Below are 25,126 nucleotides of genomic sequence, written 5' to 3'. Positions count from 1 at the left end.
GCCTTGCGCTATCAGGAAAGCCCCAAAGAAAAAGCCCCGCCGATTTGGCGGGGCTTTTTCTTGGCAGCTTGAAAAGAGATTCAGGCGGCTTCGGCCTGTGCCGCGGCATTGCGGCGTTCGCTTTCTTCGCGCGAGAGGGCGACAGAGGTCCGAACGCCTTTGCCGACGAATTCCATAAGGCCTTCGACCACACGTTCGTTCGGATCGATCCCGGCACAGGACAGCACCTCGCGGCCATCGCGCGAGCGCGCCCAGCGGGCGATCTGTTCCGGGCCGTTGCCGTATTTCTTGTCGTCGGAAATAGCATCATCCAATGCGGCCAATACGACAGCGGCAAACAGTTTGCGTGCACGGTTGCCCTGTTCGGCATTGAAGGCCGTGCCGTCAACGAAATCCTTCATGTTTCGTCCTTGATTTTATTGCTCTTGTGTTTCGGGCGTGACGATGGTTATGGCTGAGTTTAAACGATTCGGATAGAGCCTAAATGCATAGCTTCTATGCAATTTGCTCATATCTTTCTGCAAGTGCAGCACGATATATCGTTTTCTTGCCCCGCCATGCCTTACCAGATATAGGGGCGGTCAATCTTCTATCAACCTTTTGACATGGTTTTGAGACAATGCCGAAAATCAACGGAAATGAGATTCGCCCGGGCAATGTTCTGGAGCACAATGGCGGCCTTTGGAGCGCTGTGAAGGTCGATCACGTCAAGCCTGGCAAAGGGGGCGCCTTTGCCCAGGTCGAGTTGCGCAACCTGCGAAACGGTTCCAAGCTGAACGAGCGGTTTCGCAGCGCCGACAAGGTCGAGCGGGTGCGCCTTGAACAAAAAGATCAGCAGTTTCTTTATGAGACTGACGGAATGTTGGTGTTCATGGATAACGAGACATTCGAACAGATCGAACTCCCCGCTGATATCCTGGGGGAACGCCGCCCGTTCCTTCAGGATGGAATGACCGTTCAGATCGAATATTACGAAAGCGAGGCACTGAACGCGACACTGCCGCAGAAAGTCACCTGCAAGGTGGTCGAGACCGAGCCGGTGGTGAAGGGACAGACCGCCGCCAACAGCTTCAAGCCCGCGGTTCTGGACAATGGCATAAAGGTCATGGTGCCGCCCTTCGTGGGACAGGACGAGGACATCATCGTCAACACCGAAACCATGGACTATGCCGAGCGCGCCTGACCATCAGGCGCAGAGGCTGTCCAACAACCCGGTTACCATTCCGCGATACCCGGCGCCGAATAGGCGCAGGTGAACAAGCGCCGGCCAGAGTTGATAAACGGGCCGGCGTTTTTCGTGGCCGGGGCGGAGGGGGCCATAGGCCTCGAAGAAACTGGCCGGGGGGCGTCCAAAGAGGGTGAGCATGGCCAGATCGACCTCCGGGTCGCCGTAATAACAGGCAGGATCGATCAGATAGGCCGAGTGATCACTAAACAGGATGTTCCCGCCCCAAAGGTCGCCATGGAGCAGAGCGGCGGGTGGATCATGCGAGACAATCTCGGGCAAGCGTTGCGCCAGTGTTTGCAAACGTTTTGAGATGTCGGGTGGCAGGTTTTCGGCCTCGCTCAAAAGCCGGTTTTCAGCCCAGAACTGCGGCCAATTCGTCATCTGGGTGTTGGAAATGATGACTTTACCGAAGGCATAGTCCTCAGGCCAACCGTAGGTATCGCCTTGGCTGTCATGCATCTGTCGCAGGGATCGCCCGAGCGCGGCCCAGCCTTTGGCGCTTGGCGGGGTCTCTGGCAGATACTCTAGAAGAATAATACCCTGTGTTTGCCCCAAAACCTCGGGAACGGGCGTGCCTGTCTTTGCCATTGCATAAAGCATTCCGGCTTCGGCGAGGGCCTGAGGCCCATGTTTGGCAACGACACTGCGCCCATCGGCCAGTTCGACACACTCAACCACTGACAGATCGCCGCCATGCAGGGAAACACGCGTTGTCACCGCGGAACCGGCAAGGTTTGCGATCTGCGAGGAGGTGGTCATGGGGTATAGATAACTGTGGCCTCGCCTGCCTGCATCGGCCCTTTGGCGCGATCAAAGCGCAGATAGGCGATACCGCGCCCGTCGGACTGGGTGAAAAGCGTGCCTGCGGGTTTGCCATCGGCAAGGATATCCGTGCCCACTGGGGCGCTGCCCTCGACCTCGACAGTAACAAGGCCTTTGCGGAGTTCGGTCTTGTGCTTCATGCGGGCGGTGACCTCTTGTCCGACATAGCAGCCTTTCCTGAAGTCCACGCCATTCAACCGCCCGAATCCCGCCTCGAGAATGAAACTATCCGGGCCGAGTTCGACACCGGTTTCAGGGATGCAATGGGCGACGCGGATCGTCTCCCAATCGGTGCCGTCGTCTCCATCCTCTACGCCATATAGCCGCCAGCCCATGTCCGGGTGGCGCGGGTCGGGCAGGGCGCCTTCGGGCGCGGGGCCTGTTCCGCGCCGCAGTTTCAAGTCGGATTCGGTGATTTGCACATCGGCACGCAGTTTATACATGTTCAGTCGCTGAACGAGGTTGGGAGCAAGGTCTTTATCCACATCCAGAAGAATGGTTTCCCCCTGACGACACAGGAAAAAATCTGCCAAATACTTGCCCTGTGGTGTCAGGATAGCCGTATAAACCAAGCCCTTATCAAGGGCTTTGACATCATTCGTCACCAGCCCTTGCAAAAAGTCCTGGGCCTCTGAACCGGTTATTTCGAGGATCGCGCGCGTCATTGTCCCTCCAATCGCCTGATTGCCTGTAATATAGGTCATGACAGGGCAGGCAACAGGGGGTGAAGATGCGCGCGAAATTGTCGATTGTAATTCCGACCTTGAATGCCGCCGAGACGCTACCGCTTTGCTTTGATGCACTTGGTAAAGGACTGGAGGCCGGTTTGATCCGCGAAGTGGTGTTCACCGACGGCGGATCTAAGGATGCAACCCTTGAGATTGCGGATATGGCCGGTGCGATGGTGGTGGGCGGCCCCCCTTCGCGCGGGGGGCAGTTGCGGCGCGGGGTGGAGGCCACACAGGGAGAGTGGCTGCTTATCCTGCATGCCGATAGCATTTTGCCGCCGGGATGGCCCGCGCTTGTGGCGGCGCAGATGCAAGACGGCAGGCCCGCGGCCTTTCGCCTTCGTTTCGATGCCAAGGGGGTTGCGCCGCAATTGGTGGCGGGGTGGGCGAACCTGCGTTCGCGGCTGTTTCATCTGCCCTACGGGGATCAGGGCCTGCTGATATCCAGGCAGGAGTATAAGGCCGTCGGGGGTTATCCCGACATTCCACTGATGGAGGATGTGGCCCTGTCGCGCCGCCTTGGGCGGCGGTTGTCGCTGCTGCCCGTGGCGATCACGACAAGCGCGAAAAAATACCAACGGGGCGGGTGGTTGCGGCGCGGAGCGCGGAATCTGTCGTTGCTTTTACGTTACCTCTTGGGGGCGGACCCGGCGCGTTTGGCCAAGCGGTATTGACGCTTACACCAGCGGTTTGTGCCGGGCTTCGTAATCGGCCTGCATTTGCAGGTGGTCGTATTCGGTCTTGATCCAATCCTCGAATCCTATCCCGGTTTCCTTCTGGCGCTCCTCATAGCGATCAAGGATGAAATCCAGTACGCCGGTCTTTGTCCATCGAAAGTGGATATACTTGGCGCTCAGCATCTTGCGCGCCTCGCTTATGGGGCGGTCCTCGATTGCCAAAAGGTAAATGGCCGAGGCAAAGCCCGCCCGATCCGCACCGGATTTGCAGTGCATGACAAAGGGTTTCTCGATGCTGCGGAAGGCCCCGATCACTTGCAGGATGTTCGCGGCGGGCGCTGCGTTGCGGGCCATGAGCGAGACATTGACGAGGGTCAGGCCCAACTGCCTACAGCTTTCCTCCTCGACCAGGTAGTGTGCCGCCCCGGCCGCACCGCGCAGGTTCAGCACTGATTTCACGCCCATGGCCTTGAGCTTTTCAAAACGCTCGTGCGTGGGTTGGTTTGAGCGGTAAACCCCCGGTGCTACAGGAAAAAAGTTGGTCCAGACCTTCCGCAGAATCGCGTGATCGAACCACAGGTTATAGATATGCGCGCGGCGGCGGTTCTCGGGCGTGGAGAGATCGGTATTGTATGAGGCGCGCAACTTGCGTTCCCAATCGGAAATCCGTTTGAAGATGGGCATGGGGTGGCTGCGCTCCGTTCCAGTTGCCCATTGATCGGGCGTGCCCCATTTAGGCGGCGGGCGGGCTCATGGCAAGGCGGGGATCGCAGATTGACGGCGCGCGGGAGGCGCGTAGTGTTAGGCGTCGTATGTTTGGAGACACCCCATGAATGAAACCACTGGCCGCCCTTATCTTGCCATTCCCGGCCCCTCGGTGATGCCCGAGGCGGTCTTGCGCGCCATGCACCGCAGCGCGCCCAATATCTACGAGGGAGAGCTGGTCGAGATGATGCCCGGCCTTACGGCAGACCTGTGTCGTGTGGCGCGGACCGATGGCCATGTGGCGATCTACATCAGCAACGGCCATGGCGCGTGGGAGGCGGCTTTGGCCAATGTGGTGGCCCCCGGGGAAAAGGTTCTGGTGCCCGCTACCGGGCGGTTCGGCCATGGCTGGGGAGAGATTGCCGACGGTCTTGGGGCCGAGGTGGACTTGCTGGATTTCGGCAAGCAGGCGCCGGTGGACATGGAGCGGCTGGAGACTGCGTTGAGGGCCGATAAATCGCATGAAATCAAAGCTGTATTGGCAACACATGTGGATACATCAACCTCGATCCGCAACGATATCAAAGCGATGCGCGCGGTTTTGGACAGGGTAGGGCACCCGGCGCTTTTGATGGTGGATTGCATCGCGTCGCTGGCGTGTGACCGGTTCGAAATGGATGCATGGGGCGTCGATGTGATGGTTGCGGCCAGCCAGAAAGGGCTGATGGTTCCGCCGGGGCTCGGGTTCGTGTTTTTCAACAGCAAGGCGGCAGAGGTTCGCCGGGGGATGGCGCGGGTCAGTCGCTATTGGGATTGGACGTTCCGGGCCGAGCCGGAGATGTTCTATCAGTATTTCGGCGGGACAGCGCCCACGCATCACTTGTACGGCTTGCGCACGGCCTTGGATATGATCCATGCCGAGGGGCTTGAGGCGGTTTGGGACCGGCATGAGCGCTTGGCGCGGGCGATCTGGGTGGCCTGCGACATATGGGGGCAGGGTGGCCCATTGGCTCTAAATGTTGTGGATGAGGCGCATCGAAGCCATGCGGTTACATCGCTTCGGATCGGTGCGCCTCATGGAACCGAGCTGCGCGCCTGGCTGGAGCGCGAGGCGGAGGTGACTTTGGGTATCGGGCTTGGCATGGCGGAACCGGGTGATCCGGCGTGGCATGGGTTTTTCCGTATGGGGCATATGGGACATGTGAATGCGCACATGGTTCTGGGGATGCTGGCATCGGTCAATACGGGGTTGCAGGCGCTGGGCGTGCCGCATGGGGCCGGTGCATTGGATGCTGCGGCTAAGGTATTGGCAGAAAAGGGAAATTCATTGGCGGCGGGACAGCCAAACGATGAGCCGGTCCAATCCGTAGGCTGTTGCCAAGACTGCGGGTAACCCGAAGCTGGCCCACAAGACCATGAAAACCCACAGTAAATTCACCAATCCCATCACCAAGGCGGCATTGGTGTAATCCGGGGCGGATGGCATATTTCCGCGTCGCATGAAAATCAGTTTAGCGCGGATTCTGCAAAAATCAGGTAAATTTGCGGAGAGCCTTGGAATGGGCGGAAAGTTTCGTACGACTTGTACGTTTCGTACGCGAGTTTCGTACGAAAATCCGGGGGTTTTGGAAGCCAAGCGTACGAGTCGTACGAAAATCGGGCAGAGGACGCTTGGTTTAACCCTCATTTAACCCGTGTCTGTCATCCTGCGCCTATGACCTTTGGGCGACTCATAACGCGGATAATGCGCAGGCTATGCGGCATGTGGTTTGGTCAGCCGCGGGCCTCACTCAAGGCCTCGGGCAGTACCTCGGCCAAGACATCGAGATCTTGCGGACGGCCACAACTGATGCGGATGCAGCGGTTTTGCGGCGCGACGAAGGGCATACGTACGAACACGTCGCGGGCGACCAGCGCATCGAGCACGGCTTTGGCAAAATCCCCGTCGCCGCCGCAATCGACCGCGACGAAATTGGTGGCCGAGGGCAGGGTGGTCAAACCATTGTCGCGGGCGATCTGGTCGATGCGGTCGCGCGCGCTCTGGACCTCCCTCTGCACATGGGCCAGCCATTCGCGATCCTCCAGCGCGGCAAGCGCTCCGGCCTGGGCCACGCGGTTCATGCCGAAGTGGTTTCGGATCTTGTCGAAGCTCTTGATCAGGCCAGCGGCCCCCGTGGCATATCCGATCCGCGCGCCCGCCATGCCATGGGCCTTGGAGAAGGTGCGCATCCGGATCACCCGGGGATCTTCGGCATCGATCGTGGGCGCGGTGCCATGGGGGGCGAATTCGATGTACGCCTCATCAAGCAACAATAGGCAGCCCTCGGGCAGGTCATCCAGCGCCACGGTGAGCTTCGCCCCGTCATGCCATGTGCCCATCGGATTATCGGGATTGGCGAGGTAGACAAGCTTTGCGCCGACCTCATGCGCCTTGGCAAAAAGAAGGGAGGGGTCTTCGTGGTCCTCGACATAAGGAACTTTATGCAGCACGCCGCCAAATCCGGCCACGTGATAGTTGAACGTCGGATAGGCCCCGTCGGAGGTGGCCACGGCATCCCCCGGCGCAATCAGCAAGCGGACAAGGTTGCCCAGAAGCCCGTCAATCCCTTCACCCACAAGGATATTTTCCGGCGCGCAGGCCATATGTGCGGCCAGTGCATGGCGCAATTCATGGCTGCTGGGGTCGCCATATTTCCAGATGTCGGCAAGCTCGGCCTGCATCGCGGCAATGGTCTTGGGCGAGGGGCCGAAAAGGCTTTCGTTGGCCCCCAACCGCGCCCGGAAGGGCGCTCCGCGGGCGCGTTCCTGTTCCTCGGGGCCGACAAAGGGCACGGTGGAGGGCAGCGATTGGATGAGGTCGGTGTAACGTGGTCCGGTCATGGGCGCAGGTAAGGGCAAAGCGTGGCGGGATGCAAGGTTGGTAAAGGGGAGGGCGATCCTACACCGTTTATCCGGGGCGTCGGCTTGCACGACCGCCGAGTTGGAAGGGCGCATGTATCGCGAGGCCCCGGGCCACGCCCGGGGCGGCCGACCACCAATCCCCCGGGGCGGGCAACAATTTCCGGGCGCGTTAAGCTTCGGACCATTTTTATCGAATAAAAATGGTGGGTTACCCGGCTTTTCGCGATGCTATCCCAGTTCGGCCAGACGCTCCAATGCGGCGCGCAGTTTGCCTTCTTCCTCTTCGCGGGCGCGCAGGTTTTCGCGGGCCTCTTCCACCACCTCTTCGGGCGCGCTGGCCACGAACTTGGGATTATTGAGCCGTCCGCGCAGCCCGCCGAGTTCCTTTTCCAGCTTGCCGAGGGTCTTTTCGAGGCGGGCCTTTTCCTCGGCCACGTCGATGACATCCGCGAGCGGCAGGGCGAAACTGCCGCCCTCGGCGGCAATGGTGATGCAGCCCTTGGGCAACGCGTCGACATCCGTGAGGCTGTCGATCCGGGCGAGGCGCTTGATCATCACCTCGTTATGCTCCCACGCGGCGCGGCCCTTGTCGTCAAGCTCGGTGCAGAGCATGGGAATGTGAAGGCCCACCGGCACATGAACCTGTGCCCGGGCGGAGCGCACGGAGTCGATCAGATCGATGACCCAGTTCATCTCGCGGTCGGCGTCTTTGTCGATCAATACCTCGCCATAAACGGGCCAATCGGCGTGGATCAGCATTTTCTGTCGCCTGCCCAAGGTGCCCCAGAGTTCTTCGGTGATATAGGGCATGATGGGGTGCAGCAGCACGAGGCACTGGTCGATGACCCAGGCCATGGTGGCTTGGGTTTCGGCTTTGGTAGCCTCGTCGCCATCCATCAAAAGCGGCTTGGAGAATTCCACGTACCAGTCGCAAACCTTGCCCCAGACGAAGGCGTAAAGCGCGTTCGCCGCATCGTTGAAGCGGAACTGCTCCAGTGCGGTATCCACCTCGGCGCGGACACGGGCGGTTTCGCCGATGATCCACTTGTTGACGGTCGCCGTGGCCTGCGGGATCTGCCCGTCGGAGCCGGTGGCGCCGTTCATCTCGGCAAAACGGGCGGCATTCCAGAGCTTGGTGCCGAAATTCCGATAGCCCGCGATGCGTTGCGGCGATAGCTTCAGATCCCGACCCATGGCGGCCATGGCGGTAAGGGTAAAGCGCACCGCGTCGGCGCCATAGTCGTCGATCAGTTCCAGCGGATCGAGGACATTGCCCAGCGATTTGGACATCTTCTTGCCCTTCTCGTCGCGCACGAGAGCGTGGACGTAGACATGGGAGAAGGGCTTTTCGCCCACCACGGCGTATTGCATCATCATCATCCGGGCGACCCAGAAAAAGATGATGTCGAACCCGGTGATCAGTACGCTGGTGGGGAAGTATTTTTCCAGCTCCGCGGTGTTTTCCGGCCAGCCCAGTGTGCCGATCGGCCAAAGACCGGAAGAGAACCAGGTGTCAAGCACGTCCGGGTCACGCCAGACCGGGTAGATCAGGTGGGTGGGGTCCTGCGTGGCCGTATACTCGGCAAGGCTCGCGGCCAGTTTGTGCAGGGCATCGTCGCGGCTTGCGGCTTCGACCACCGTCATCGCCTGCAAAGGCACCGGAAGTTGCGCGAGCTTTGCGTGGTAAGCCTCGGAAATCGCGTCGAAATCGGGGCCGCATTCCATCAGCGGGCTATTGTGGCCCTCGATCAGAAGGTTCTGCATCTCGACAAGATCAAGAGTGCCGTCGCCTTCGTCATCATGGAAGTCGGGGTTGCTCAGGTCAAAACCGTACCAGACCGGAATCTGGTGCCCCCACCACAGTTGCCGCGAGATGCACCAGGGCTCAATATTCTCCAGCCAGTGGAAATACACCTTGCGGTCGCTTTCCGGCATGATGGTGACCTCGCCGGATTTTACTGCCTCAAGGGCGGGGCCAACGATTTTCGAGGTGTCCACGAACCATTGATCGGTCAGCATCGGTTCGATCACGACCTTGGAGCGATCTCCAAAAGGCTGCATGATCGGCTTGTTATCCACAAGCGGCTCGGGCTCGCCTTGATCATTTTCAACCATGACGGCAAGGCCCTCGCCGGTGATCTGATCGACGACCCGCTTGCGGGCCTCGAAGCGGTCCAATCCGCGCAGGTCGTCGGGAACGAGGTTGAGGGTGTCGACCTCCTCCACGGTGAACTCGGCGCCGTTGGCGATGGCCTGTGCGCGGGTGGCGGCCTGATCATAAGGCGCCCCGTCGTCGCGCATGTGGCCCTTGGTGTCCATCAGGCGGTACATGGGGATGCCGCCGCGCTTGGCGACCTCGTAGTCGTTGAAGTCATGCGCGCCGGTGATCTTCACCGCGCCCGAGCCGAACTCGGGGTCGGGATATTCATCGGTGATGATCGGGATCAGGCGGCGGTGTTCTTTCGGGCCGACCGGAATTTCACAAAGTTTCCCGACGATTGGCGCATAGCGTTGATCTTCCGGATGGACCGCCACCGCACCATCGCCCAGCATGGTTTCCGGCCGCGTGGTGGCGATCGAGATATAGTCGCGCTCTTCTTCGAGCACGACATTCCCATCCTCGTCCTTCTCGACGTAGGTATAGGTCTCGCCCCCGGCCAGCGGGTACTTGAAATGCCACATGTGGCCCGGCTTCTCGATGTTCTCGACTTCCAGGTCGGAGATCGCCGTTTCGAAATGTGGGTCCCAGTTCACAAGGCGCTTGCCGCGATAGATCAGGCCCTTGTTGTACATATCCACGAAAACCTTGATCACCGCATCGTGGAAATTGCCCTCTTCGCCTTCGGGCGCGCCCGGCGCGCCGGACATGGTAAAGGCGTTGCGCGACCAGTCACAGGAAGCCCCGAGGCGCTTCAACTGGTTGATAATGGTGCCGCCCGATTCCTGTTTCCACTCCCAGACCTTTTCGAGGAACGCCTCGCGGCCCATCTCGCGGCGACCGGGCTGGCCTTCCTCGGAAAGCTTGCGTTCCACCACCATCTGGGTGGCGATCCCGGCGTGGTCCTGCCCGGGCTGCCACAGCGTGTCGTGCCCGCGCATCCGGTGCCAGCGGATCAGGATATCCTGAAGCGTGTTGTTGAAGGCATGGCCCATGTGCAGGCTGCCCGTCACGTTGGGCGGCGGGATCATGATCGAAAACGGCTCGGCCCCCGGCTTGGCATTGGCCCCGGCCTTGAAGGCCCCGGCCTCTTCCCATGCCTTGTAAAGGCGCTCTTCGGCCTCGGCGGCGTTGAATGTCTTGTCCATGCCCATGGCGCGGTCCCCGTGATCTGATCGGTCTTCCAGGGTCATCTACCCAATGCGCAGCCCAAGGGAAAGGGGCCACTCCCACCCCCTTTCATCTTTCCCGAAATACTCCGGGGGAGTCGCCCGTAGGGCGGCGGGGGCAGAGCCCCCATTCTCAAACAAACCTGTGCGGCGCAGCCGCTCCGCTTGATTGGACGGCGAGGGCCTTGCAGCGCGGGCGGGCTGGGCGTATACGCGCGGTTTGAATCAAAGGAGCCATCCGATGCCGGGCAGTGCCAATCTCAACATCATGATGAAAGCCGCGCGCAAGGCGGGGCGGTCCCTGGTCAAGGACTTCCGCGAGGTCGAGAACCTTCAGGTCAGCATGAAAGGCGCAGGCGATTTCGTGAGCCGGGCCGATCTGGCCGCCGAGGCGATCCTCAAGGAGGAGTTGCGCGGCGCGCGTCCCACCTATGGCTGGCTGGCCGAGGAAGGCGGCGAGGAAGCGGGCGAAGACCCCACCCGCCGCTGGATCGTGGACCCGCTGGACGGCACCACCAACTTCCTGCATGGCCTGCCGCATTGGGCGGTGTCCATCGCGCTTGAGCACAAGGGCAAGATCGTGGCCGGGGTCATTTACGACGCGGCCAAGGACGAGTTGTTCTTTGCCGAGAAGGGTGAGGGCGCCTGGATGAATGAAAGCCGCCTGCGCGTGTCGGGCCGGGGCCGGATGATCGAATCGATCTTTGCCACGGGCGTTCCCTTTGGGGGGCGCAGCGACCTGCCCGCGACCTTGCAGGACCTTGCCCGGATCATGCCGGAATGTGCCGGGGTGCGGCGCTGGGGGTCGGCCGCGTTGGACATGGCCTATGTGGCGGCGGGCCGGTACGATGGGTTCTGGGAGCGTCGCTTGAACGCTTGGGACATGGCCGCGGGGATCATCATCGTGCGCGAGGCGGGCGGATTGATCGAACCGCTGACCGAGGGTGGCGACATCCTTGAGGATGGTGAGGTCATTTGTTCGAACGAGGCGATTTTCGACAAGTTCGCCAAGGTGATCCGGGGCTGACGCCCAGCCGACCCTTCATCGGATTGATTTAGAGAAAACCGACGCCCCCGCGCGTCGGTTTTATGCTTTCTTGTGTCGGCTGAACCCTTCGCCGTGTGACAGGCGTGATAGATATCTCCTAATGCATGGACCCAAGGAGTCGTCGGTCATGAAAACCCAAGTCAAAGCCTTGATCGTCGGTGGTGGCGCCATCGGCACCTCGATTGCCTATCACCTTGCCAAGTTCGGTTGGGACGATGTGGTGTTGTTGGAACGTGATGAGTTGACCAGTGGCTCGACATGGCACGCGGCTGGCCTGTTGCCGCTGTTCAACATGTCCTATGCCGTGACCCACATTCACGATTATTCGGTGAAATTCTACAAGTCGCTCGAGGAAGAAACCGGCCTCAACGCGGGCTTCAGCGTGGTGGGCAACCTGCGCATGGCGCAGACCGAAGAGCGGATGGACGAGTACCGCCTTTATGCCGCCACGGCCGACACCGTGGGCGTGCCGTACGAGTGGATGACCCCGGCGCAGATCAAGGACCGCTGGCCGCTGGTCAACTGCGAGGATCTGGTCGGCGCGATCTATCACCCGACCGATGGCTATATCAACCCGGCCGACGTGACCATGGCGATGGCCAAGGGCGCGCGCCAGCGTGGTGTCACGATCGAGCGCAAGTGGCAGGCGGATGCCTATCACTGGAACGGTGAAGCCTGGGAAGTGACCCTGACCAAGATGGTCGAGAAGGGTGGCAACCTTGTGCCCTCCGAGGAGCAGATGGTCGTCACCGCCGAGCATGTGGTCACTGCCACCGGCAACCACGCGCAGCGCACCGCGAAGCTGTTGGGCATCAAGACCCCGGCCATCCCGGTGGAGCACCAGTTCATCGTGACCGAACCCGACCCCGCGCTTGTCGAGTACCGCAAGACCCATGGCGAGCATCCGGTTCTGCGCGATGCCGATGCCAAGTGGTATGTCCGCGAGGAGCGCGGCGGCTGGATTCTGGGCCCCTACGAGCGCAACGCGCCCGCGCGCTTCGAATACGGTGTGCCGGACAGCTTCCGCGCCGATCTTTTCCCGCTGGACCTGGAGCGGATCGAAGAGGAATACATGAGCATGATCCACCGGATTCCGTCGTCGGAAACCGTGGGTCTGAAGGACGATTTCAACGGTCCGATCTGTTACACCCCCGATGGCAACCCGCTGGTTGGTCCCGCACCGGGCCTGCGCAACATGTGGCTGGCCGAGGGGTTCAGCTTTGGCATCACCGCCGCGGGCGGCACCGGCTATTACATGGCGCAGATGATGGTGGAAGGCGAAGCCGAGATCGACATGGCCTCGCTCGACCCGAAACGCTTTGGCAGCTGGATGACAACCGAATGGTCGGCGCGCAAGGATGAAGAGGCTTACGAGCACGTTTATATCCTGCACCATCCCGACGAAGAGCGTGAGGCCTGCCGCCCGCTGCGGACCGCGCCCAGCTATGACCGCATGAAGGCGCGTGGTGCGCAGTTCGGTTGTGTCAACGGGTTCGAGCGGCCCAACTATTTCGGCCCGCTGGATGCGCCCGAAACCTTCGACCACGACGCGCGGTCGTTCCGGCGCGGCGGCTGGTGGCAATATGCCGTGGACGAGGCCAAGGCCGTGCGCGAGGGCGCGGGCCTGATCGATGCCTCGGCCTTTACCAAGCATGTGGTCAAGGGGCCGGGTGCCACCCAGTTCCTCGATTGGTTCACCTGCAACAAGCTGCCGAAGGTGGGGCGCATCAACCTGACCTATGCGCTGACCTCGGCAGGGACCACGCGCACCGAGTATACCATCGTGCGTCTGGCCGAGGATGAGTATTACCTCGTGTCCGCCGGGGCGTTGACCGATTACGATGGTGACTACCTGCGCAAATGCGCCGAGGATAAAGCGCCTGAGTTCGGTTATATCTCGGTCGAGAACGTGACCACCCAGTGGGGCGTTTTCGCCATCGCCGGGCCGAAGTCGCGCGATGTTCTCAAAGAGGTCGTGAAAGACGTCGACCCCGAGACCGTGCTTGGCAACAAGCGGTTCCCGTGGCTGACGATGCGCGACATCGAGCTGGGCATGTGCCCGGTACGGGCGATCCGCGTGGCCTATACCGGGGAGTTGGGTTGGGAGCTGCATCACCCGATCGAGATGCAGAACTACCTCTTTGACCTGCTGGAAAAGGCCGGTGAAAAGCACGGTATGAAGCTGGTGGGCGCACGTGCGCAGAACTGGCTGCGTCAAGAGAAGTCCTATCGCGCCTTTGGCCACGAGTTGGGCCGCGATGCGACGCCGCTTGAAGCCGACCTGCCGCGTTTCGTGGACCAGTCCAAGGAGTTCCACGGCAAGGATGCGATGAATGATCTGGGTGTTCGGGTCAAATGTGTGACCGTTCTGATCGACGGGCCGGAAGATGCCGATCCCTGGGGGTCGGAGGCCCTGTTCGATGGCGAGACCAAGGTGGGCCGCCTGACCTCGGGCGGGTACTCGGTGCATTTCGGGAAGTCCATCGGCATGGGCTATGTCAGCCCCGATATGGCCGAGGTCGGTCAGAAGCTGAAGGTCAAGATCATGGATCAGCTTTGGGATGCCGAAGTGGTTGAGGACAGCCCCTATGACCCGAAAAACGAGGTGATCCGCGTCGACGGGTAAGCCCCGCGCGTCACAATCAAAAAGCCCCGCGTCCAGAGATGGCCGCGGGGCTTTTCATTTTGGGATGTAGGGCGGCAGTTTGCCCACAAGAATTAGCGTTATGGTTTATGTATTTCGACCAGCTTCGAGCCACCCTTTTCATTGCCCGTGGCCTCTGTGTTTTTCACAACGATGTTGTGGTCGCCCAATGTGATCGAGGATTCTAGGCGGTTGGTATTCGCATTGCTGATGATGTTGAGTTTGCGCCCGGATTTGCGGATTTCGAAGTGTTTTCGGGTGCTCTTGCGCGTGCCGCGCTTGGGGTTGATGACAATGCGTTCGTGTGTGCATTTGCATTGGCCGGACCTGTCGCAATGGAAGGGGACAAAGCGGGTAAGCGTGCCGACGCCGATTTTTTCAATTTCAACCAAACGGCCTTGGCTGTCATACCGAGAGATGCGGAACAGTTTGCCGTAGCTGCCTTGGCGCGGGAAAAAACTTTGAAATTCGTGCTTGCCGTTTCTCACGCCGACATAGCGGTCCATCTTGTCCACGCCGAGCTTGCCGTGACCTTCATAGTAAAACTCGGTGCCCGGCGAAATTTCGTTGAACCTGATCCCAAGGGATTCGGCCTGTGCAAGGGCCGGCAGCAAGGAAAGGGCGAGGGGGGCGAGGCGAAACAGCATGGGTATTCCTCAGTTTAAGTTTTGAGACAACCAGCGGCGCCAGTCGGCGCGGCTGCCGTTGAAGACGTTGATATCGACGTGGCCGGTGATACCGGGGACAAGGCCGGTGCCGGTATATTGCCAGAAACGCCAGCCTTGCCCCGGAAAGGTCTGTGCCGGGGTTTCGGCGGTGGAGCGCAGCCAGAAATCATAGCCCCTGAGCCGGGTGAGGCCGGTATCGCGGTCAAAGCCCGGGGTGGTATAGACGATCGGGCGTTGGCCGTAGTGGTTTTCGAGAATTCGAAGGAAAATCTTGGCAGATTTGCGCACCTGCGCGCCATTTGGGCGGTGTTGGCAGGTGGGGGAGTGGTGGTTCCATTCCATGTCCAGCACCGGGGGCAACATGCCGCGCCGTTTCGGCACGTGGCGGATGAACCAGCGGGCCTGCACCCGTGGCGGCGTGCAGAAATAGTAGAAGTGATAAGCCCCGACCGGCACACCCGCCCGTAGTGCGCCATTGAGATGCGTGGCGAATTCCGCATCCAGAAGGTCACCGCCCTCGGTGGCCTTGACGAAAGCAAAGCGGGTGCCCGCGCGCTTGGCCCGCCGCCAGTCGATGTGGTCCTGAAAGCGGGCGGCGTCGATTCCGTGGATGGGGAAGTCTTGTGGTGCGGGGCGGGGAAAATCGACCGGGTCACTGTCACCAAAGGCGTTTTGCGCCGGGGCAGGCAGGCCGAAGGTGGTGATCGCGATGAAAGCAAGGGCAAGAACCGCGCGCATGAGTGCCCCCTTGGATAGCGTGTATGGCACGAAGCGTCGGGCGCGGGGCGCGTGTTGTCAAGCTGTCGGATGAAGCGCAAAAGGGCCACGGCGGAGCGTGGCCCTTTTGCGGGACTTCAAAGCGAGATTCAGCGCATGAACTTGCCGAGGATGTCGTTCATGGCGTTGCCGTCACCATCGGCGTCGAGCATTTGGTTGAGCATCCCGAGGGTGTCGTTTTGCGCCTCGCCGCCCTTGTTGCCGCCCAGCAACCCGCCGATCATGCCCATGATCCCGCCGCCGGATTGCTGCGGTTGGGCCGCTTGCATCATGCCGTCAATCTGGTCGTCCGGCATTTGCTTTTGCAGACCGCCCTGGGCCATGGCCGCGACGGAGGGCATGAATTGTTTGACGGTATCCTGGTCGAGGCCCACCTTTTCGGCCAGCGTTGCGGCAAGGCCCTCGGTGGCTGCACTGTCGCCCAGCAGGTTTTCAAGGAAATTCTGGCCCTGCGCCTGTGCCTCGGGCGCCGCGGCGGTCGCGGCATCATCGAAGAACGCGGCCTGATCTTCGCCCTTCATCGCGCCGAGGACGTTCTCCATCTGGCCCTCTTCGGCGCGTTTCTTGGCTGCCTGACCGATGGCCGGGGCCAGCATTTGCGTCAGTTCCTGCGCCTTGGCCTCATCAAGGCCGAATTGGCTGGCCAGTTGTGACAGGCCCTGGCCGCCCTGGGCCTGTTCAAGCAATTTCATGATCGACATGCGGTATCCCCTTTAAATGTACGTGGTCCCGGTCAGTGAAACCGGAATCCACGTACGAATTAAGGGGAAATCCATTTCTTGGGCTGCATTGCTGCGAAATCAGGCCTTTTCGCTCAGTTCGTCAAAGCACTCCAGCGCCTTGGCGGCATACATCATCGAAGGGCCGCCGCCCATCTGGATGCACATGGCCAGTACATCGCCGACCTCTTCGCGGCTGGCCCCGCAGCGGACCAGGGTTTCGATATGGATGGCGATGCAGGCCTCGCATTTGGTGGCCACGGCGATGCCGAGGGCGACGAACTCTTTCGATTTGAAATCGAGTGTGCCGCCCTCTTTCACCGACTTGCCGAGTGCGCCGAAGGCCTGGGCGGTGTCGGGGATGCATTTATTGAGGCTGCGCAATTGGTTACGTGTGCCTTTGAGTTTGTCGTTCCAGCTCATATCGTGACTCCAGAATGTGTGTTCCGGGTGGTCCTTAGCAGGGCGACAAGCCGCGTCTTTGATGCAGATCAGCCCGGGCGCTTCGCGACGAAGGCGAGGTTGTTTGCTGGCATTTCGACCACATCGACAAGCTCCAGCCATGCCTCGTGCAGCCAGTCGATGACGTCGAAATCGTCCTTGTAGCCGATCTCGGGATCTTGGGCGGTTAATGAGGCGTGAAATTGCGCATCGCCCTCCGAGGTGGCTTCGGCATCGCGCAGGAAGGGGCCGTAAAGGATCAGGCGCCCACCGGGGGCGAGGGCCTGCGCGGATTCGGTGATGAGGGTTCGCGCCTCGGGCGTTGAGATGAGGTGCAAAAGGTTGACCAGAAGGATCAGGTCTTGGCCGGTATGTTTTGCGCCCCAACCGGGGGCGGTTGCGTCAAGCTCGATCGCCGGTTGCAGGTTGGGTGCGGTGACGGTTTTGGCCCAGGAATCAATGCTTTGGCGTCGGGTAGGGTCGATTTCCGTGGGGTGCCAGTGCAGGCCGGGCAGGGCGGCAGCGAAGGTTGCCGCGTGTTGCCCGGTGCCTGCGGCCAGTTCCAGCGCGCGGCCCTCGGTGGGGCCATGGTGCTTGAGGAGCGCAAGGATCGGCGCGGCGTTGCGCTCGGAGGAAGGGGCGTAGAGGCGGCCATCCTCTCCGGGGGTGGCGGTGGAGGCGCTGTCGGGCAGGTTGAGGCGGCGCGGCATGGTTAGCCCTCCTCAAGCCGGTCGGTGGCGGGGGCCGGTGTTGGGGTAAGCGCGGTAAGCCGGTCGTAGAGCACGTTATCCATCGCGAAATCCAGTGCCGCCAGCGACGGGGCGAGTTGCTCAACAGACCGGGCCGAAAGGATCGGCATGGGGTTGGCGGAATGGCGCGCGGCCCATGCCACGGCAAGGGTGGCCGGGGCCACGGAAAGATCATCTGCTATAGTTTTCAAGTGCTTAGCGGCCTCGTGCATCCAGTCCTGACCATAGCGGGCGGCGTAACGGTCATCCTCGGTGAGGCGGCCGGAATGGCCTTGGGCATACTTACCGGTCAGGAGGCCGCCGCCCAAGGGGGAATAGGGGGCCACGTTGATGCCCTCGGAGGCGCACATCGGCAGGATCTCGACCTCGGCCTGACGTTTGACGAGGCTGTACATCGGTTGCAGGATGCCCACGGGCAGGTCGAAATCCGCGCCGATGCAGGCGGCCTTCATGACCTGCCATGCGGCGAAGTTGGACAGGCCGATATAGCGGATCTTGCCCGCGTCGCGCAGTTCGGCCAGTGTGCCCAGCGTTTCGCGTAGGTCGGTGTCGGGGTCGAAGCGGTGGAGATAGAGGATGTCCACCATGTCCATATTGAGCCGCTGACGGGAAATATCGAACTGTGACAAGAGGTTATCGCGCCCTGCGCCACCGGTGTACCCGGCCTTGGTGGCGATCACGAGGTCCTCGCGGTGGGGCGCGGCGAAGCGGCCCAACAGGGTTTCCGAGGCGCCGTCGTTATAGACATAGGCGGTGTCGAAATGGGTGATCCCGGCTTTCAGAGAGGCTTCGAACATGGCGCGGCTTTCGCCTTCGTCGGCGCGGCCACCGAATTGCATGGTGCCAAAGGCGAAGCGGCTGACGGGGGTGCCGTTGGGGGAGGTGATCTGTGTCATGGGGCGGAAACTGGCATGGTTCGGGAGGCTTTGGAAGGGGACGAGCGCGAATCGAGGGTAAGGGGTTGAGTTAACAGGGAAAACCCCTGTCTGTAACAGATTGGTAAAACGTCGGTATCGCGTCGGTATTTTTTCCCGAAACCCCGTGGGTGAACAGGGCGCACGGTGGGTTTCGTACGAAACGTACGCGAGTTTTGTACGGTTCGGGTTCTGAGCCTTGGCCTTTTAGCCCCCCACCATTTTCCTGATCTGGGCCACAATCCTGAGGGCCGAGTCGCGCCGCATCCACGCCTCGGGCTGTGCAAGGGCCTGACGAAGTGCCGTAGTGAGCATTGTGCCTTTCTCAATATGTTCCTCCACATAAGACAAGGCGGCCTCCATGTCCTTTCCCCGCACTTCCCGGTCGGCACATTCGGTCGCGGCGAGGTCGAGGAAATCAAGGACGCTATATAGCTGATCACTGGTGAACAGGTCTTCACTCCAGTTGCCGCCAAAAGAAACGTTGCTGAGTTTGCCTTTCATGTCCATATGAGAACAAATAGAGAACAAACGGCGATTCTGAAATGGCAAAGTTCCGGACCCTCTATATCGACATGGACAGTTTCTATGCCTCTGTTGAGCAGCAACTGAACCCAGAGTTGCGGGGCAGGCCAATTGGCATAACGGCGGTTGACCATGACGCCGGGGCCATTGTTGCGGCCTCTTATGACGCGAAGGCCCTTGGGATCGGTGTCGGGACACGGATTTACGAGGCCAAGAAACTTTGCCCCGGAATCGCGCTCGTGGGGGCGCGTCATCGTGTTTATGTTCGCATGAACCAGAAGATCGCCAAGGCCATAGACCAGATCGCAGAAGTTGAGCGCATACGGTCGGTCGATGAATTTCAAATCCGCCTGTCTGCCGTCGATCATGATCTGGAGCGCGCGATTGCGATGGCGAAGCGCATAAAGGCCCGTATTACGGCAGAGGCCGGACCGTTCATTGTCGCCTCTGTCGGGTTAGGCCCCAATCACCTTCTGGCAAAAATTGCCGGGAAACTTGAAAAGCCGGATGGGCTGTCGTGGCTCTCGCCCGATAACATGCCGGATCGGTTGGCCGATATGCCGCTTGATAAGTTGCCGGGGATAGCCAAAGGCATTCACCGGAAGCTGGAGGCCGCAGGGGTACGGACCATACCGGACCTTTATCGGCTCGACCCGCGACATGCGCGCATGATCTGGCATTCCGTCGAAGGGGAGCGGTTCGTGCGGGCCCTGCAAGGCGAGGACATTCCGCTTACGGCCACGCGGCGCAACAGCTATGGGAACTCCAAGGTTCTGGCCCCGGAAAACCGCAACCTGCCGAATGCCTATTACGTCTCACGGTGGTTGGTGGAAAAGGCTGTCGCCCGATTGCGCCGGGATGGGTATCTGGCGCGGTATTTTTCCATCCAGGTGTCCTGTCGCCCGAACGGGCGGTGGACAGACGGCTTCAGCACGTTTCCCAGTCAGGACACGATGCATTTCCTGGCGTTGCACAAAGCCTTGTGGCGGCGGTTCTATGAGCGGACCGGATGCCGGACTTATCTGTCGGTCGGGGTGCAATTGGGAGATATTCAAAGTCTTGCGGATCGTGTGCCCGACCTTTTCCTTCCCTTGCCGCAAGCCTCGCGGACAGACCGTGAGACGCTTGGCAAGGTGGTCGATAATCTGAACCGGCGGTTCGGCCCTGACACCGTGTCCTTCGGGCATTCCCAACCCCATTACGGGTTCTTTGAAAAGGGGTGAACGGATAAGATCATGCGCCCGGATTCGAGGGGGCCGCGTATGGCTCGGGTTTGATCGCACGATTGCCAGCCGGTCAGTCGACGATGCGCGGCTCAGGGGGCGTGGTGCGCATGACGGCGCATCCTGCGGCGGGGTGGGCCTGTGGAGCCCAACAAAAAGGCCCCGCGCGGGGCGGGGCCTTTCGATCCGAGTGGCGCGGATCAGTTGGGAATGTCGCCGGTCAGGCCTTCGACGTAGAAGTCCATGCCCAGAAGCGTGCCATCGTCGGCCACTTCGCCCTCGGCCAGCCAATCGGAGCCGTCCTGTTTTTTCAGCGGGCCGGTGAAGGGGTGGTAGTCTCCATTGGCCATGGCCTCTTTCAGGGCCAGCGCCTCGGTCTTGACGTCCTCGGGCACGGCGTCGGTGATTTCACCGATGCCCACCATGCCCGGGCCGATGCCGTCCCATGTCTGCTGGCTTTCCCAGGTGCCGTCCATCACCGCCTGCGTGCGGGCGATGTAGTAGGGCTTCCAGTTGTCGATGATGGAGCTGACGCGCGGCATGGGCTTGTATTCGGCCATATCCGAGGCCTGCCCGAAGGTGATGACGTTGCCCGCTTTCTCGGCGGCGGCCTGTGGCGCGGTGGAGTCGGTGTGTTGCAGGATCACGTCGGCGCCCTGCTCGATGAGCGCGGTGGCGGCGTCGGCCTCTTTCGCGGGGTCGAACCATGTGTAGGCCCAGATGATCTTGAACTCGACGTCCGGGTTCGCTTTGCGGGCGTGGATATAGGCGGAGTTGATGCCGCGGATCACCTCGGGGATGGGATAGGAGGCGATATAGCCGATGATGTTCGATTCGGTCATCTTGCCCGCGATGTGGCCCTGCACGGCGCGGCCTTCGTAGAAGCGGGCGCTGTAGGTCGAGACATTCGGCAGGGTCTTGAAGCCGGTGGCGTGTTCGAATTTCACGTCGGGGAACTGCTTGGCCACGGCCAGCGTGGGTTCCATGAAGCCAAACGAGGTGGTGAAGATCAGGTCTGCGCCTTCAAGTGCCATGTTGCGGATGGCGCGCTCGGCCTCGGGGCCTTCTTTCACGCTTTCCTGAAATACGGTTTCGACCTTGTCGCCGAAGTGCTCTTCGAGGGCGAGGCGGCCTTGTTCGTGTTCATAGGTCCAGCCGCCGTCGCCCACGGGGCCGACGTAGATAAAGCCGACCTTGGTCGTGTCCTCGGCCATGGCCGAGCTGGCCAGTCCAAGCGCCACGGCAGCCGTGGCAAGTTTGCGCAGAAGGGTCATTTGGTTTCACTCTCCCAGGTGGTTGGTTCGTTTCGGTTTCTGTGTGTCACGGCCTCATTGCGAGGCGCGGAAGATGCGGCCCAGCGAGGCGGGCGCGCGGGATTTATCGGCCGACATGATGACCAGCACGAGGATGGTGATCAAGTAGGGCGACATCGACAGGTATTCGACAGGCAGGGCGCTTCCGGCGGCTTGCAGGTTGAGTTGCAGCACCGTGACCCCGCCGAAGAGCCATGCCCCCAGAAGGACGCGGCCCGCTTTCCAGCTTGCGAAGACCACCAGTGCCAGCGCGATCCAGCCCGCCCCGGCGGTCATGCCTTCGGTCCATTGCGGCACGCGGATCAGGCTGATGTAGGCCCCGCCAAGGCCCGCGCAGGCGCCGCCGAACATGATGGCCAGCACCCGCACGCGCACCACCTTGTAACCAAGCGCATGCGCGGCGTCGTGGTTTTCGCCCACGGCCCGCAGGATCAGGCCCGCGCGGCTGTACTTCAGCATGGCCCAGACCGCGGCGCAGAGGGCGAGGCCGAAATAGACCATGATGTCATGGTTGAACAGGATCGGCCCGAGGGCGGGGATGTCGGCAAGCAGGGGGATGTCCAGCTTGTCGGTGGGGGGCGGTTTGATCCCTTGATAGCCTTGGCCCAAAAGCGCGCTCATGCCGAGGCCGAAAAGGGTGAGGGCAAGGCCCGAGGCCACCTGGTTGGCCAGCGCGAACTGGGTGAGGAAGGCAAAGAGCAGTGACAGGCCGGCGCCGCCCGCGGCGGCGGCGATGAAGCCCAGTACGGGCGAGCCGGTGCCCACCGCCGCGGCAAAGCCGCAGATCGCGCCGGTGATCATCATCCCCTCGACCCCGAGGTTCAGCACCCCCGCGCGCTCCACCACCAGTTCGCCAAGAGCGGCGATCAGGATCGGGGTGGCCGCCACCATGAGCGAGGCCAGCAGCAGGACAGGGTTGATCGAGCCGAGATCCATCAGGCCACCTCCGCCGATTTGAACCGGATGCGGTAGTTGGTCAGAAGGTCCACCGCCAGCAGGACGAAAAGCAACATGCCCTGGAACATCTGGATCGCGGCGGCCGGCAACCCGAGGCTGGATTGCGCGATCTCGCCGCCGATGTAGGTGAGCGCCATCAAGAGGCCCGCCAGCGCGATGCCCACCGGGTGCAACCGCCCGAGGAAGGCGACGATGATGGCGGTGAACCCGTAGCCCACGTTGAAATCGATGCTGACCTGCCCGGAGGGGCCGGAGACCTCGAACATGCCCGCCAGACCGGCCAGCGCGCCGGAGGTGCCGAGGCACACGAGCACGAGGCGCGCCGGCGAGACACCGGCGAACCGCGCGGCGCGCGGGGCCTGTCCGGTCAGGCGAATCTGGTAGCCGAGGATGTGCCGGCCCAGCAGGATATAGGCGAAGATCACCGCGATGATGGCCGCGACGACCCCCCAATGCATGCCGGTGCCGGCGAAAATCTCGGCGTTATGGGCCGCCGGGTATTCCTGGAAATTGCGGCTGCCGGGAAAGCCGTAGCCATCGGGGTTTTTCATCGGCCCGAGCGCCATGGCGGCCAGCAGTTGTTCGGCCACATAGACCAGCATCAGCGAAACGAGAATTTCATTGGTGCCGAACTGCACCCTGAGCAGCGCCGGGATCATCGCCCAGAGCCAGCCACCGAGCGCGCCCGCGATGATCATCAGCGGAAAGACATACCACGCCTCCAGCGGGTAGAAGGCAAGCCCCACGGCGGCGCCGGTCAGCGCACCGATGATATATTGCCCCTCGGCGCCGATGTTCCAGATGCCCGCCCGGAAGCCCAGCGCGAGGCCGGTGGCGATGAGCACCAGCGGCGCACCTTTGACCAGAAGCTGCGGGCGGTAATAAAAGGCATGTTCCCCGAAAAGCGGCTGCCAGAAGATCGTCGCGATCGCCTCAATCGGGTCTTTGCCGAGGGCGGCGAACATCGCCCCGCCCAGAAGCATGGTGAGCACGACCGCCAGAAGCGGCGCCGCCCATGTCCAGAGGCGCGAGGGCTGGGGGCGCTTTTCGAGTTTCAGCATGGGTGCGCCTCGCGGCCGTGGAATGGGGGCGCTGCCCCCGACGTTGAAACCCTGCGGCTTTCAACGCCTCCCCCGGGGTATTTGACCCAAGAAAAAACCAGGAACGTCGGCTTTTTCTTGGCAAAAATACCCCCGCCGGAGGCATGAAATCTTTGGTGCAAGGGATCAGCCATGTGCCACCTCCATGCCATGCGCGCCGCCCATCATCAGGCCGATTTCCTCGATGCTCAGGTCTTGCGCGGGGCGGGCCTCGGAGAGGCGGCCTTCGTTGAGGGCGGCGAAGCGGTCGGAGATTTCCATCAGTTCGTCGAGGTCCTGGCTGATGCAGAGGATGGCGCTGCCGTGGGCGGCGAGGTCCAGCAGGGCTTGCCGGATCGCGGCGGCGGCGGCGGCATCGACGCCCCATGTAGGCTGGTTGACGACGAGAACCTCGGGGCGTTGCAGCACCTCGCGGCCGATGACGAATTTTTGCAGGTTGCCGCCCGAAAGGGCGCGCGCGGCGGTGTCGGGCCCCGGTGTGCGCACGTCGAAACGGTCGATCACGCGGGTGGCGAAGGCACGGGCGGCGGGCCAGCGGATGAAACCGCGGCTCAGCAGGTTTTCACGGTCGGCCCCGGTGAGCAGGGCGTTTTCCGTCAGGCTCATGTCCGGGGCGGCGGCGTGGCCCAGCCGTTCCTCGGGGGCGGTCAGAAGCCCCATGCGGCGCCGTGCCGTGGGGCCGAGCCGGCCAATGGGGTGGTCGCGCAGGGTGATCGAGCGGGCGGGGCTGCGCGCCTCACCCGAGAGCGCGGCCAGCAATTCGTCCTGACCGTTGCCCGCCACGCCGCCGATGCCGAGGATTTCCCCCTCGCGCACGGCAAGGTGGATGTTGCGCAGCGGCGTGCCGAAGGCCGAGGGCGCGGGCAGGGACAGCCCCGTGACATCCAGCGCCACCGCGCCGGGCGTGCGCCCCTCGCGGATGGGAGCCTCGAAGCTGCTGCCGACCATCATCTGCGCCATGTCGCGCGCCGAGGTGTCGCGTGGAATGCAAGTGCCCACGTTGCGCCCCTGCCGCAGGATGGTGGCGCGGTCGCAAAGCGCGCGAATCTCTTCCAGCTTGTGCGAGATATAGAGGATCGCCACCCCTTCGGCAGTGAGCTTGCGCAGGGTCTCGAACAGGATGTCCACCTCTTGCGGGGTCAGCACCGAGGTGGGTTCATCCATGATCAGAAGGCGGGGGTCCTGCAACAGGCAGCGGATGATTTCCACCCGTTGCCGTTCGCCGGCGGACAGGTCGCCCACCATGCGGTGCGGATCGAGCGGCAGGCCATAGGTTTCCGACACGCGGCGGATTTGCCCCGAAAGGTCACGCAGGCGGGGCGGGTTTTCCATTCCCAGTGCCACGTTCTCGGCCACGCTGAGCGCATCGAACAGCGAGAAATGCTGGAACACCATGGCGACGCCAGCGGCGCGGGCTGCGCGCGGCTCAGGCGGGCTGAAGGGTTTGCCGTGCAGGGTCATTCGGCCGCTGTCGGGTTTCACGAGGCCATAGATCATCTTGACCAGCGTGGATTTGCCCGCGCCGTTTTCACCCAGAAGCGCGTGTACCTCGCCCGGTGCAATGTCGAAAGATACGTCATCGTTTGCCACGACCCCGGGATAGGCCTTGGTCAGTCCCGAGATGGTAAGCAAGTTCGTGGTCACGCGGCGATATTCCGAT

General features: G+C 61.8%; 23 protein-coding genes. 6 read left to right on the top strand and 17 right to left on the bottom strand.

Features of this window, described 5'->3' with window-relative positions; translation table 11 throughout:
* Positions 1–80: 80 nt before the first annotated feature.
* Positions 81–401 carry a DUF6280 family protein gene (locus FDP25_RS03745; RefSeq protein ID WP_154149072.1) on the bottom strand — a complete coding sequence of 107 codons (321 nt, stop codon included), beginning with the start codon at positions 399–401 and terminating at the stop codon, positions 81–83.
* Positions 402–619: 218 nt separating this feature from the next.
* On the opposite strand from FDP25_RS03745, the gene efp reads away from it, so the two are divergent.
* Positions 620–1,183, top strand: a complete 564-nt coding sequence (gene efp / locus FDP25_RS03740) for an elongation factor P (RefSeq protein WP_154149070.1) — start codon at positions 620–622, stop codon at positions 1,181–1,183.
* Between the two features lie 3 nt (positions 1,184–1,186).
* Here the strand turns inward: efp and FDP25_RS03735 are convergent, their stop codons facing one another.
* Entirely contained in the window at positions 1,187–1,987 is an 801-nt protein-coding gene (locus FDP25_RS03735) for a fructosamine kinase family protein (protein ID WP_154149068.1), read from the bottom strand.
* A complete protein-coding gene (gene ygfZ, locus FDP25_RS03730) occupies positions 1,984–2,715 on the bottom strand; it encodes a CAF17-like 4Fe-4S cluster assembly/insertion protein YgfZ (RefSeq protein WP_154149066.1) in 732 nt (243 codons plus the stop codon). Before ygfZ ends, FDP25_RS03735 begins: the two co-directional genes overlap by 4 nt.
* A 65-nt stretch (positions 2,716–2,780) precedes the next feature.
* On the opposite strand from ygfZ, the gene FDP25_RS03725 reads away from it, so the two are divergent.
* On the top strand, positions 2,781–3,452 hold the full coding sequence (locus FDP25_RS03725; protein ID WP_154149064.1) for a TIGR04283 family arsenosugar biosynthesis glycosyltransferase: 672 nt from the start codon (positions 2,781–2,783) through the stop codon (positions 3,450–3,452).
* A 3-nt stretch (positions 3,453–3,455) separates the two neighbouring features.
* On the opposite strand, the gene FDP25_RS03720 is transcribed toward FDP25_RS03725, so the two are convergent.
* On the bottom strand, positions 3,456–4,139 hold the full coding sequence (locus tag FDP25_RS03720) for a tyrosine-protein phosphatase (RefSeq protein WP_154149062.1): 684 nt from the start codon (positions 4,137–4,139) through the stop codon (positions 3,456–3,458).
* 145 nt (positions 4,140–4,284) lie between these two features.
* Here FDP25_RS03720 and FDP25_RS03715 point away from each other — a divergent pair, with 145 nt between their 5' ends.
* Positions 4,285–5,553, top strand: a complete 1,269-nt coding sequence (locus FDP25_RS03715; RefSeq protein ID WP_154149060.1) for a pyridoxal-phosphate-dependent aminotransferase family protein — start codon at positions 4,285–4,287, stop codon at positions 5,551–5,553.
* Between the two features lie 380 nt (positions 5,554–5,933).
* Here FDP25_RS03715 and FDP25_RS03710 read toward each other — a convergent pair whose 3' ends face one another.
* A complete protein-coding gene (locus FDP25_RS03710) occupies positions 5,934–7,040 on the bottom strand; it encodes a pyridoxal phosphate-dependent aminotransferase (RefSeq protein WP_154149058.1) in 1,107 nt (368 codons plus the stop codon).
* A 249-nt stretch (positions 7,041–7,289) separates the two neighbouring features.
* Positions 7,290–10,373, bottom strand: coding sequence for a valine--tRNA ligase (locus FDP25_RS03705; RefSeq protein ID WP_154153068.1), 3,084 nt, complete (start codon positions 10,371–10,373; stop codon positions 7,290–7,292).
* A gap of 256 nt (positions 10,374–10,629) precedes the next feature.
* Between FDP25_RS03705 and FDP25_RS03700 the strand changes: the two genes are divergently transcribed.
* Together FDP25_RS03700 and FDP25_RS03695 are read left to right on the top strand one after the other, a co-directional pair.
* A complete protein-coding gene (locus tag FDP25_RS03700) occupies positions 10,630–11,415 on the top strand; it encodes an inositol monophosphatase family protein (RefSeq protein WP_154149056.1) in 786 nt (261 codons plus the stop codon).
* Positions 11,416–11,563: 148 nt separating this feature from the next.
* On the top strand, positions 11,564–14,062 hold the full coding sequence (locus tag FDP25_RS03695) for a GcvT family protein (protein WP_154149054.1): 2,499 nt from the start codon (positions 11,564–11,566) through the stop codon (positions 14,060–14,062).
* Positions 14,063–14,160: 98 nt separating this feature from the next.
* Here the strand turns inward: FDP25_RS03695 and FDP25_RS03690 are convergent, their stop codons facing one another.
* The 7 genes from FDP25_RS03690 to FDP25_RS03660 all read right to left on the bottom strand — a co-directional run bounded on the left by FDP25_RS03690 (position 14,161) and on the right by FDP25_RS03660 (position 18,858).
* Positions 14,161–14,727 carry a hypothetical protein gene (locus tag FDP25_RS03690; RefSeq protein ID WP_154149052.1) on the bottom strand — a complete coding sequence of 189 codons (567 nt, stop codon included), beginning with the start codon at positions 14,725–14,727 and terminating at the stop codon, positions 14,161–14,163.
* 9 nt (positions 14,728–14,736) lie between these two features.
* A complete protein-coding gene (locus FDP25_RS03685) occupies positions 14,737–15,486 on the bottom strand; it encodes a glycoside hydrolase family 25 protein (protein ID WP_154149050.1) in 750 nt (249 codons plus the stop codon).
* A 128-nt stretch (positions 15,487–15,614) separates the two neighbouring features.
* Entirely contained in the window at positions 15,615–16,226 is a 612-nt protein-coding gene (locus FDP25_RS03680) for a DUF937 domain-containing protein (protein ID WP_218939965.1), read from the bottom strand.
* Between the two features lie 99 nt (positions 16,227–16,325).
* Positions 16,326–16,667: a carboxymuconolactone decarboxylase family protein gene (locus tag FDP25_RS03675; protein WP_154149048.1), complete on the bottom strand. Its 342-nt coding sequence runs from the start codon at positions 16,665–16,667 to the stop codon at positions 16,326–16,328.
* Positions 16,668–16,735: 68 nt separating this feature from the next.
* Entirely contained in the window at positions 16,736–17,395 is a 660-nt protein-coding gene (locus FDP25_RS03670) for a DUF938 domain-containing protein (protein ID WP_154149046.1), read from the bottom strand.
* A gap of 2 nt (positions 17,396–17,397) precedes the next feature.
* Positions 17,398–18,330 carry an aldo/keto reductase gene (locus tag FDP25_RS03665; protein ID WP_154149044.1) on the bottom strand — a complete coding sequence of 311 codons (933 nt, stop codon included), beginning with the start codon at positions 18,328–18,330 and terminating at the stop codon, positions 17,398–17,400.
* Positions 18,331–18,555: 225 nt separating this feature from the next.
* Positions 18,556–18,858, bottom strand: a complete 303-nt coding sequence (locus FDP25_RS03660) for a hypothetical protein (RefSeq protein ID WP_172982740.1) — start codon at positions 18,856–18,858, stop codon at positions 18,556–18,558.
* 35 nt (positions 18,859–18,893) lie between these two features.
* On the opposite strand from FDP25_RS03660, the gene FDP25_RS03655 reads away from it, so the two are divergent.
* The gene (locus FDP25_RS03655) at positions 18,894–20,096 is read left to right on the top strand and encodes a Y-family DNA polymerase (RefSeq protein WP_154149039.1); all 1,203 of its coding nucleotides are present in this window, start codon (positions 18,894–18,896) and stop codon (positions 20,094–20,096) included.
* 200 nt (positions 20,097–20,296) lie between these two features.
* Here FDP25_RS03655 and FDP25_RS03650 read toward each other — a convergent pair whose 3' ends face one another.
* From FDP25_RS03650 to FDP25_RS03635, 4 genes are all read right to left on the bottom strand, one after another.
* On the bottom strand, positions 20,297–21,370 hold the full coding sequence (locus FDP25_RS03650; RefSeq protein ID WP_154149037.1) for a BMP family ABC transporter substrate-binding protein: 1,074 nt from the start codon (positions 21,368–21,370) through the stop codon (positions 20,297–20,299).
* A gap of 54 nt (positions 21,371–21,424) precedes the next feature.
* Positions 21,425–22,345 carry an ABC transporter permease gene (locus tag FDP25_RS03645; protein WP_154149035.1) on the bottom strand — a complete coding sequence of 307 codons (921 nt, stop codon included), beginning with the start codon at positions 22,343–22,345 and terminating at the stop codon, positions 21,425–21,427.
* Positions 22,345–23,427 (bottom strand): ABC transporter permease, encoded by a 1,083-nt coding sequence (locus tag FDP25_RS03640; RefSeq protein ID WP_154149033.1) that lies wholly within the window; start codon positions 23,425–23,427, stop codon positions 22,345–22,347. Before FDP25_RS03640 ends, FDP25_RS03645 begins: the two co-directional genes overlap by 1 nt.
* A 165-nt stretch (positions 23,428–23,592) precedes the next feature.
* The gene (locus FDP25_RS03635; protein ID WP_343031949.1) at positions 23,593–25,110 is read right to left on the bottom strand and encodes an ABC transporter ATP-binding protein; all 1,518 of its coding nucleotides are present in this window, start codon (positions 25,108–25,110) and stop codon (positions 23,593–23,595) included.
* Positions 25,111–25,126: the final 16 nt, after the last annotated feature.

The organism is Roseovarius bejariae, from assembly GCF_009669325.1.
Classification (GTDB): Bacteria; Pseudomonadota; Alphaproteobacteria; order Rhodobacterales; family Rhodobacteraceae; genus Roseovarius; species Roseovarius bejariae.
Note: the sequence above shows the minus strand (reverse complement) of the source record. Positions and strands in the feature narration are given on the sequence as shown.

What these genes read in the sequence shown, in the direction of transcription:
- FDP25_RS03655 (WP_154149039.1), top strand. Translation starts at nt 18,894, where the DNA reads ATGGCAAAGTTCCGGACCCTCTATATCGACATGGACAGTTTCTATGCC.
- FDP25_RS03715 (WP_154149060.1), top strand. Translation starts at nt 4,285, where the DNA reads ATGAATGAAACCACTGGCCGCCCTTATCTTGCCATTCCCGGCCCCTCG.
- FDP25_RS03650 (WP_154149037.1), bottom strand. Translation starts at nt 21,370, where the DNA reads ATGACCCTTCTGCGCAAACTTGCCACGGCTGCCGTGGCGCTTGGACTG.
- FDP25_RS03690 (WP_154149052.1), bottom strand. Translation starts at nt 14,727, where the DNA reads ATGCTGTTTCGCCTCGCCCCCCTCGCCCTTTCCTTGCTGCCGGCCCTT.
- FDP25_RS03640 (WP_154149033.1), bottom strand. Translation starts at nt 23,427, where the DNA reads ATGCTGAAACTCGAAAAGCGCCCCCAGCCCTCGCGCCTCTGGACATGG.
- FDP25_RS03725 (WP_154149064.1), top strand. Translation starts at nt 2,781, where the DNA reads ATGCGCGCGAAATTGTCGATTGTAATTCCGACCTTGAATGCCGCCGAG.
- efp (WP_154149070.1), top strand. Translation starts at nt 620, where the DNA reads ATGCCGAAAATCAACGGAAATGAGATTCGCCCGGGCAATGTTCTGGAG.
- ygfZ (WP_154149066.1), bottom strand. Translation starts at nt 2,715, where the DNA reads ATGACGCGCGCGATCCTCGAAATAACCGGTTCAGAGGCCCAGGACTTT.
- FDP25_RS03745 (WP_154149072.1), bottom strand. Translation starts at nt 401, where the DNA reads ATGAAGGATTTCGTTGACGGCACGGCCTTCAATGCCGAACAGGGCAAC.
- FDP25_RS03665 (WP_154149044.1), bottom strand. Translation starts at nt 18,330, where the DNA reads ATGACACAGATCACCTCCCCCAACGGCACCCCCGTCAGCCGCTTCGCC.
- FDP25_RS03680 (WP_218939965.1), bottom strand. Translation starts at nt 16,226, where the DNA reads ATGTCGATCATGAAATTGCTTGAACAGGCCCAGGGCGGCCAGGGCCTG.
- FDP25_RS03720 (WP_154149062.1), bottom strand. Translation starts at nt 4,139, where the DNA reads ATGCCCATCTTCAAACGGATTTCCGATTGGGAACGCAAGTTGCGCGCC.
- FDP25_RS03695 (WP_154149054.1), top strand. Translation starts at nt 11,564, where the DNA reads ATGAAAACCCAAGTCAAAGCCTTGATCGTCGGTGGTGGCGCCATCGGC.
- FDP25_RS03645 (WP_154149035.1), bottom strand. Translation starts at nt 22,345, where the DNA reads ATGGATCTCGGCTCGATCAACCCTGTCCTGCTGCTGGCCTCGCTCATG.
- FDP25_RS03705 (WP_154153068.1), bottom strand. Translation starts at nt 10,373, where the DNA reads ATGGGCATGGACAAGACATTCAACGCCGCCGAGGCCGAAGAGCGCCTT.
- FDP25_RS03700 (WP_154149056.1), top strand. Translation starts at nt 10,630, where the DNA reads ATGCCGGGCAGTGCCAATCTCAACATCATGATGAAAGCCGCGCGCAAG.
- FDP25_RS03660 (WP_172982740.1), bottom strand. Translation starts at nt 18,858, where the DNA reads ATGGACATGAAAGGCAAACTCAGCAACGTTTCTTTTGGCGGCAACTGG.
- FDP25_RS03670 (WP_154149046.1), bottom strand. Translation starts at nt 17,395, where the DNA reads ATGCCGCGCCGCCTCAACCTGCCCGACAGCGCCTCCACCGCCACCCCC.
- FDP25_RS03685 (WP_154149050.1), bottom strand. Translation starts at nt 15,486, where the DNA reads ATGCGCGCGGTTCTTGCCCTTGCTTTCATCGCGATCACCACCTTCGGC.
- FDP25_RS03710 (WP_154149058.1), bottom strand. Translation starts at nt 7,040, where the DNA reads ATGACCGGACCACGTTACACCGACCTCATCCAATCGCTGCCCTCCACC.
- FDP25_RS03675 (WP_154149048.1), bottom strand. Translation starts at nt 16,667, where the DNA reads ATGAGCTGGAACGACAAACTCAAAGGCACACGTAACCAATTGCGCAGC.
- FDP25_RS03735 (WP_154149068.1), bottom strand. Translation starts at nt 1,987, where the DNA reads ATGACCACCTCCTCGCAGATCGCAAACCTTGCCGGTTCCGCGGTGACA.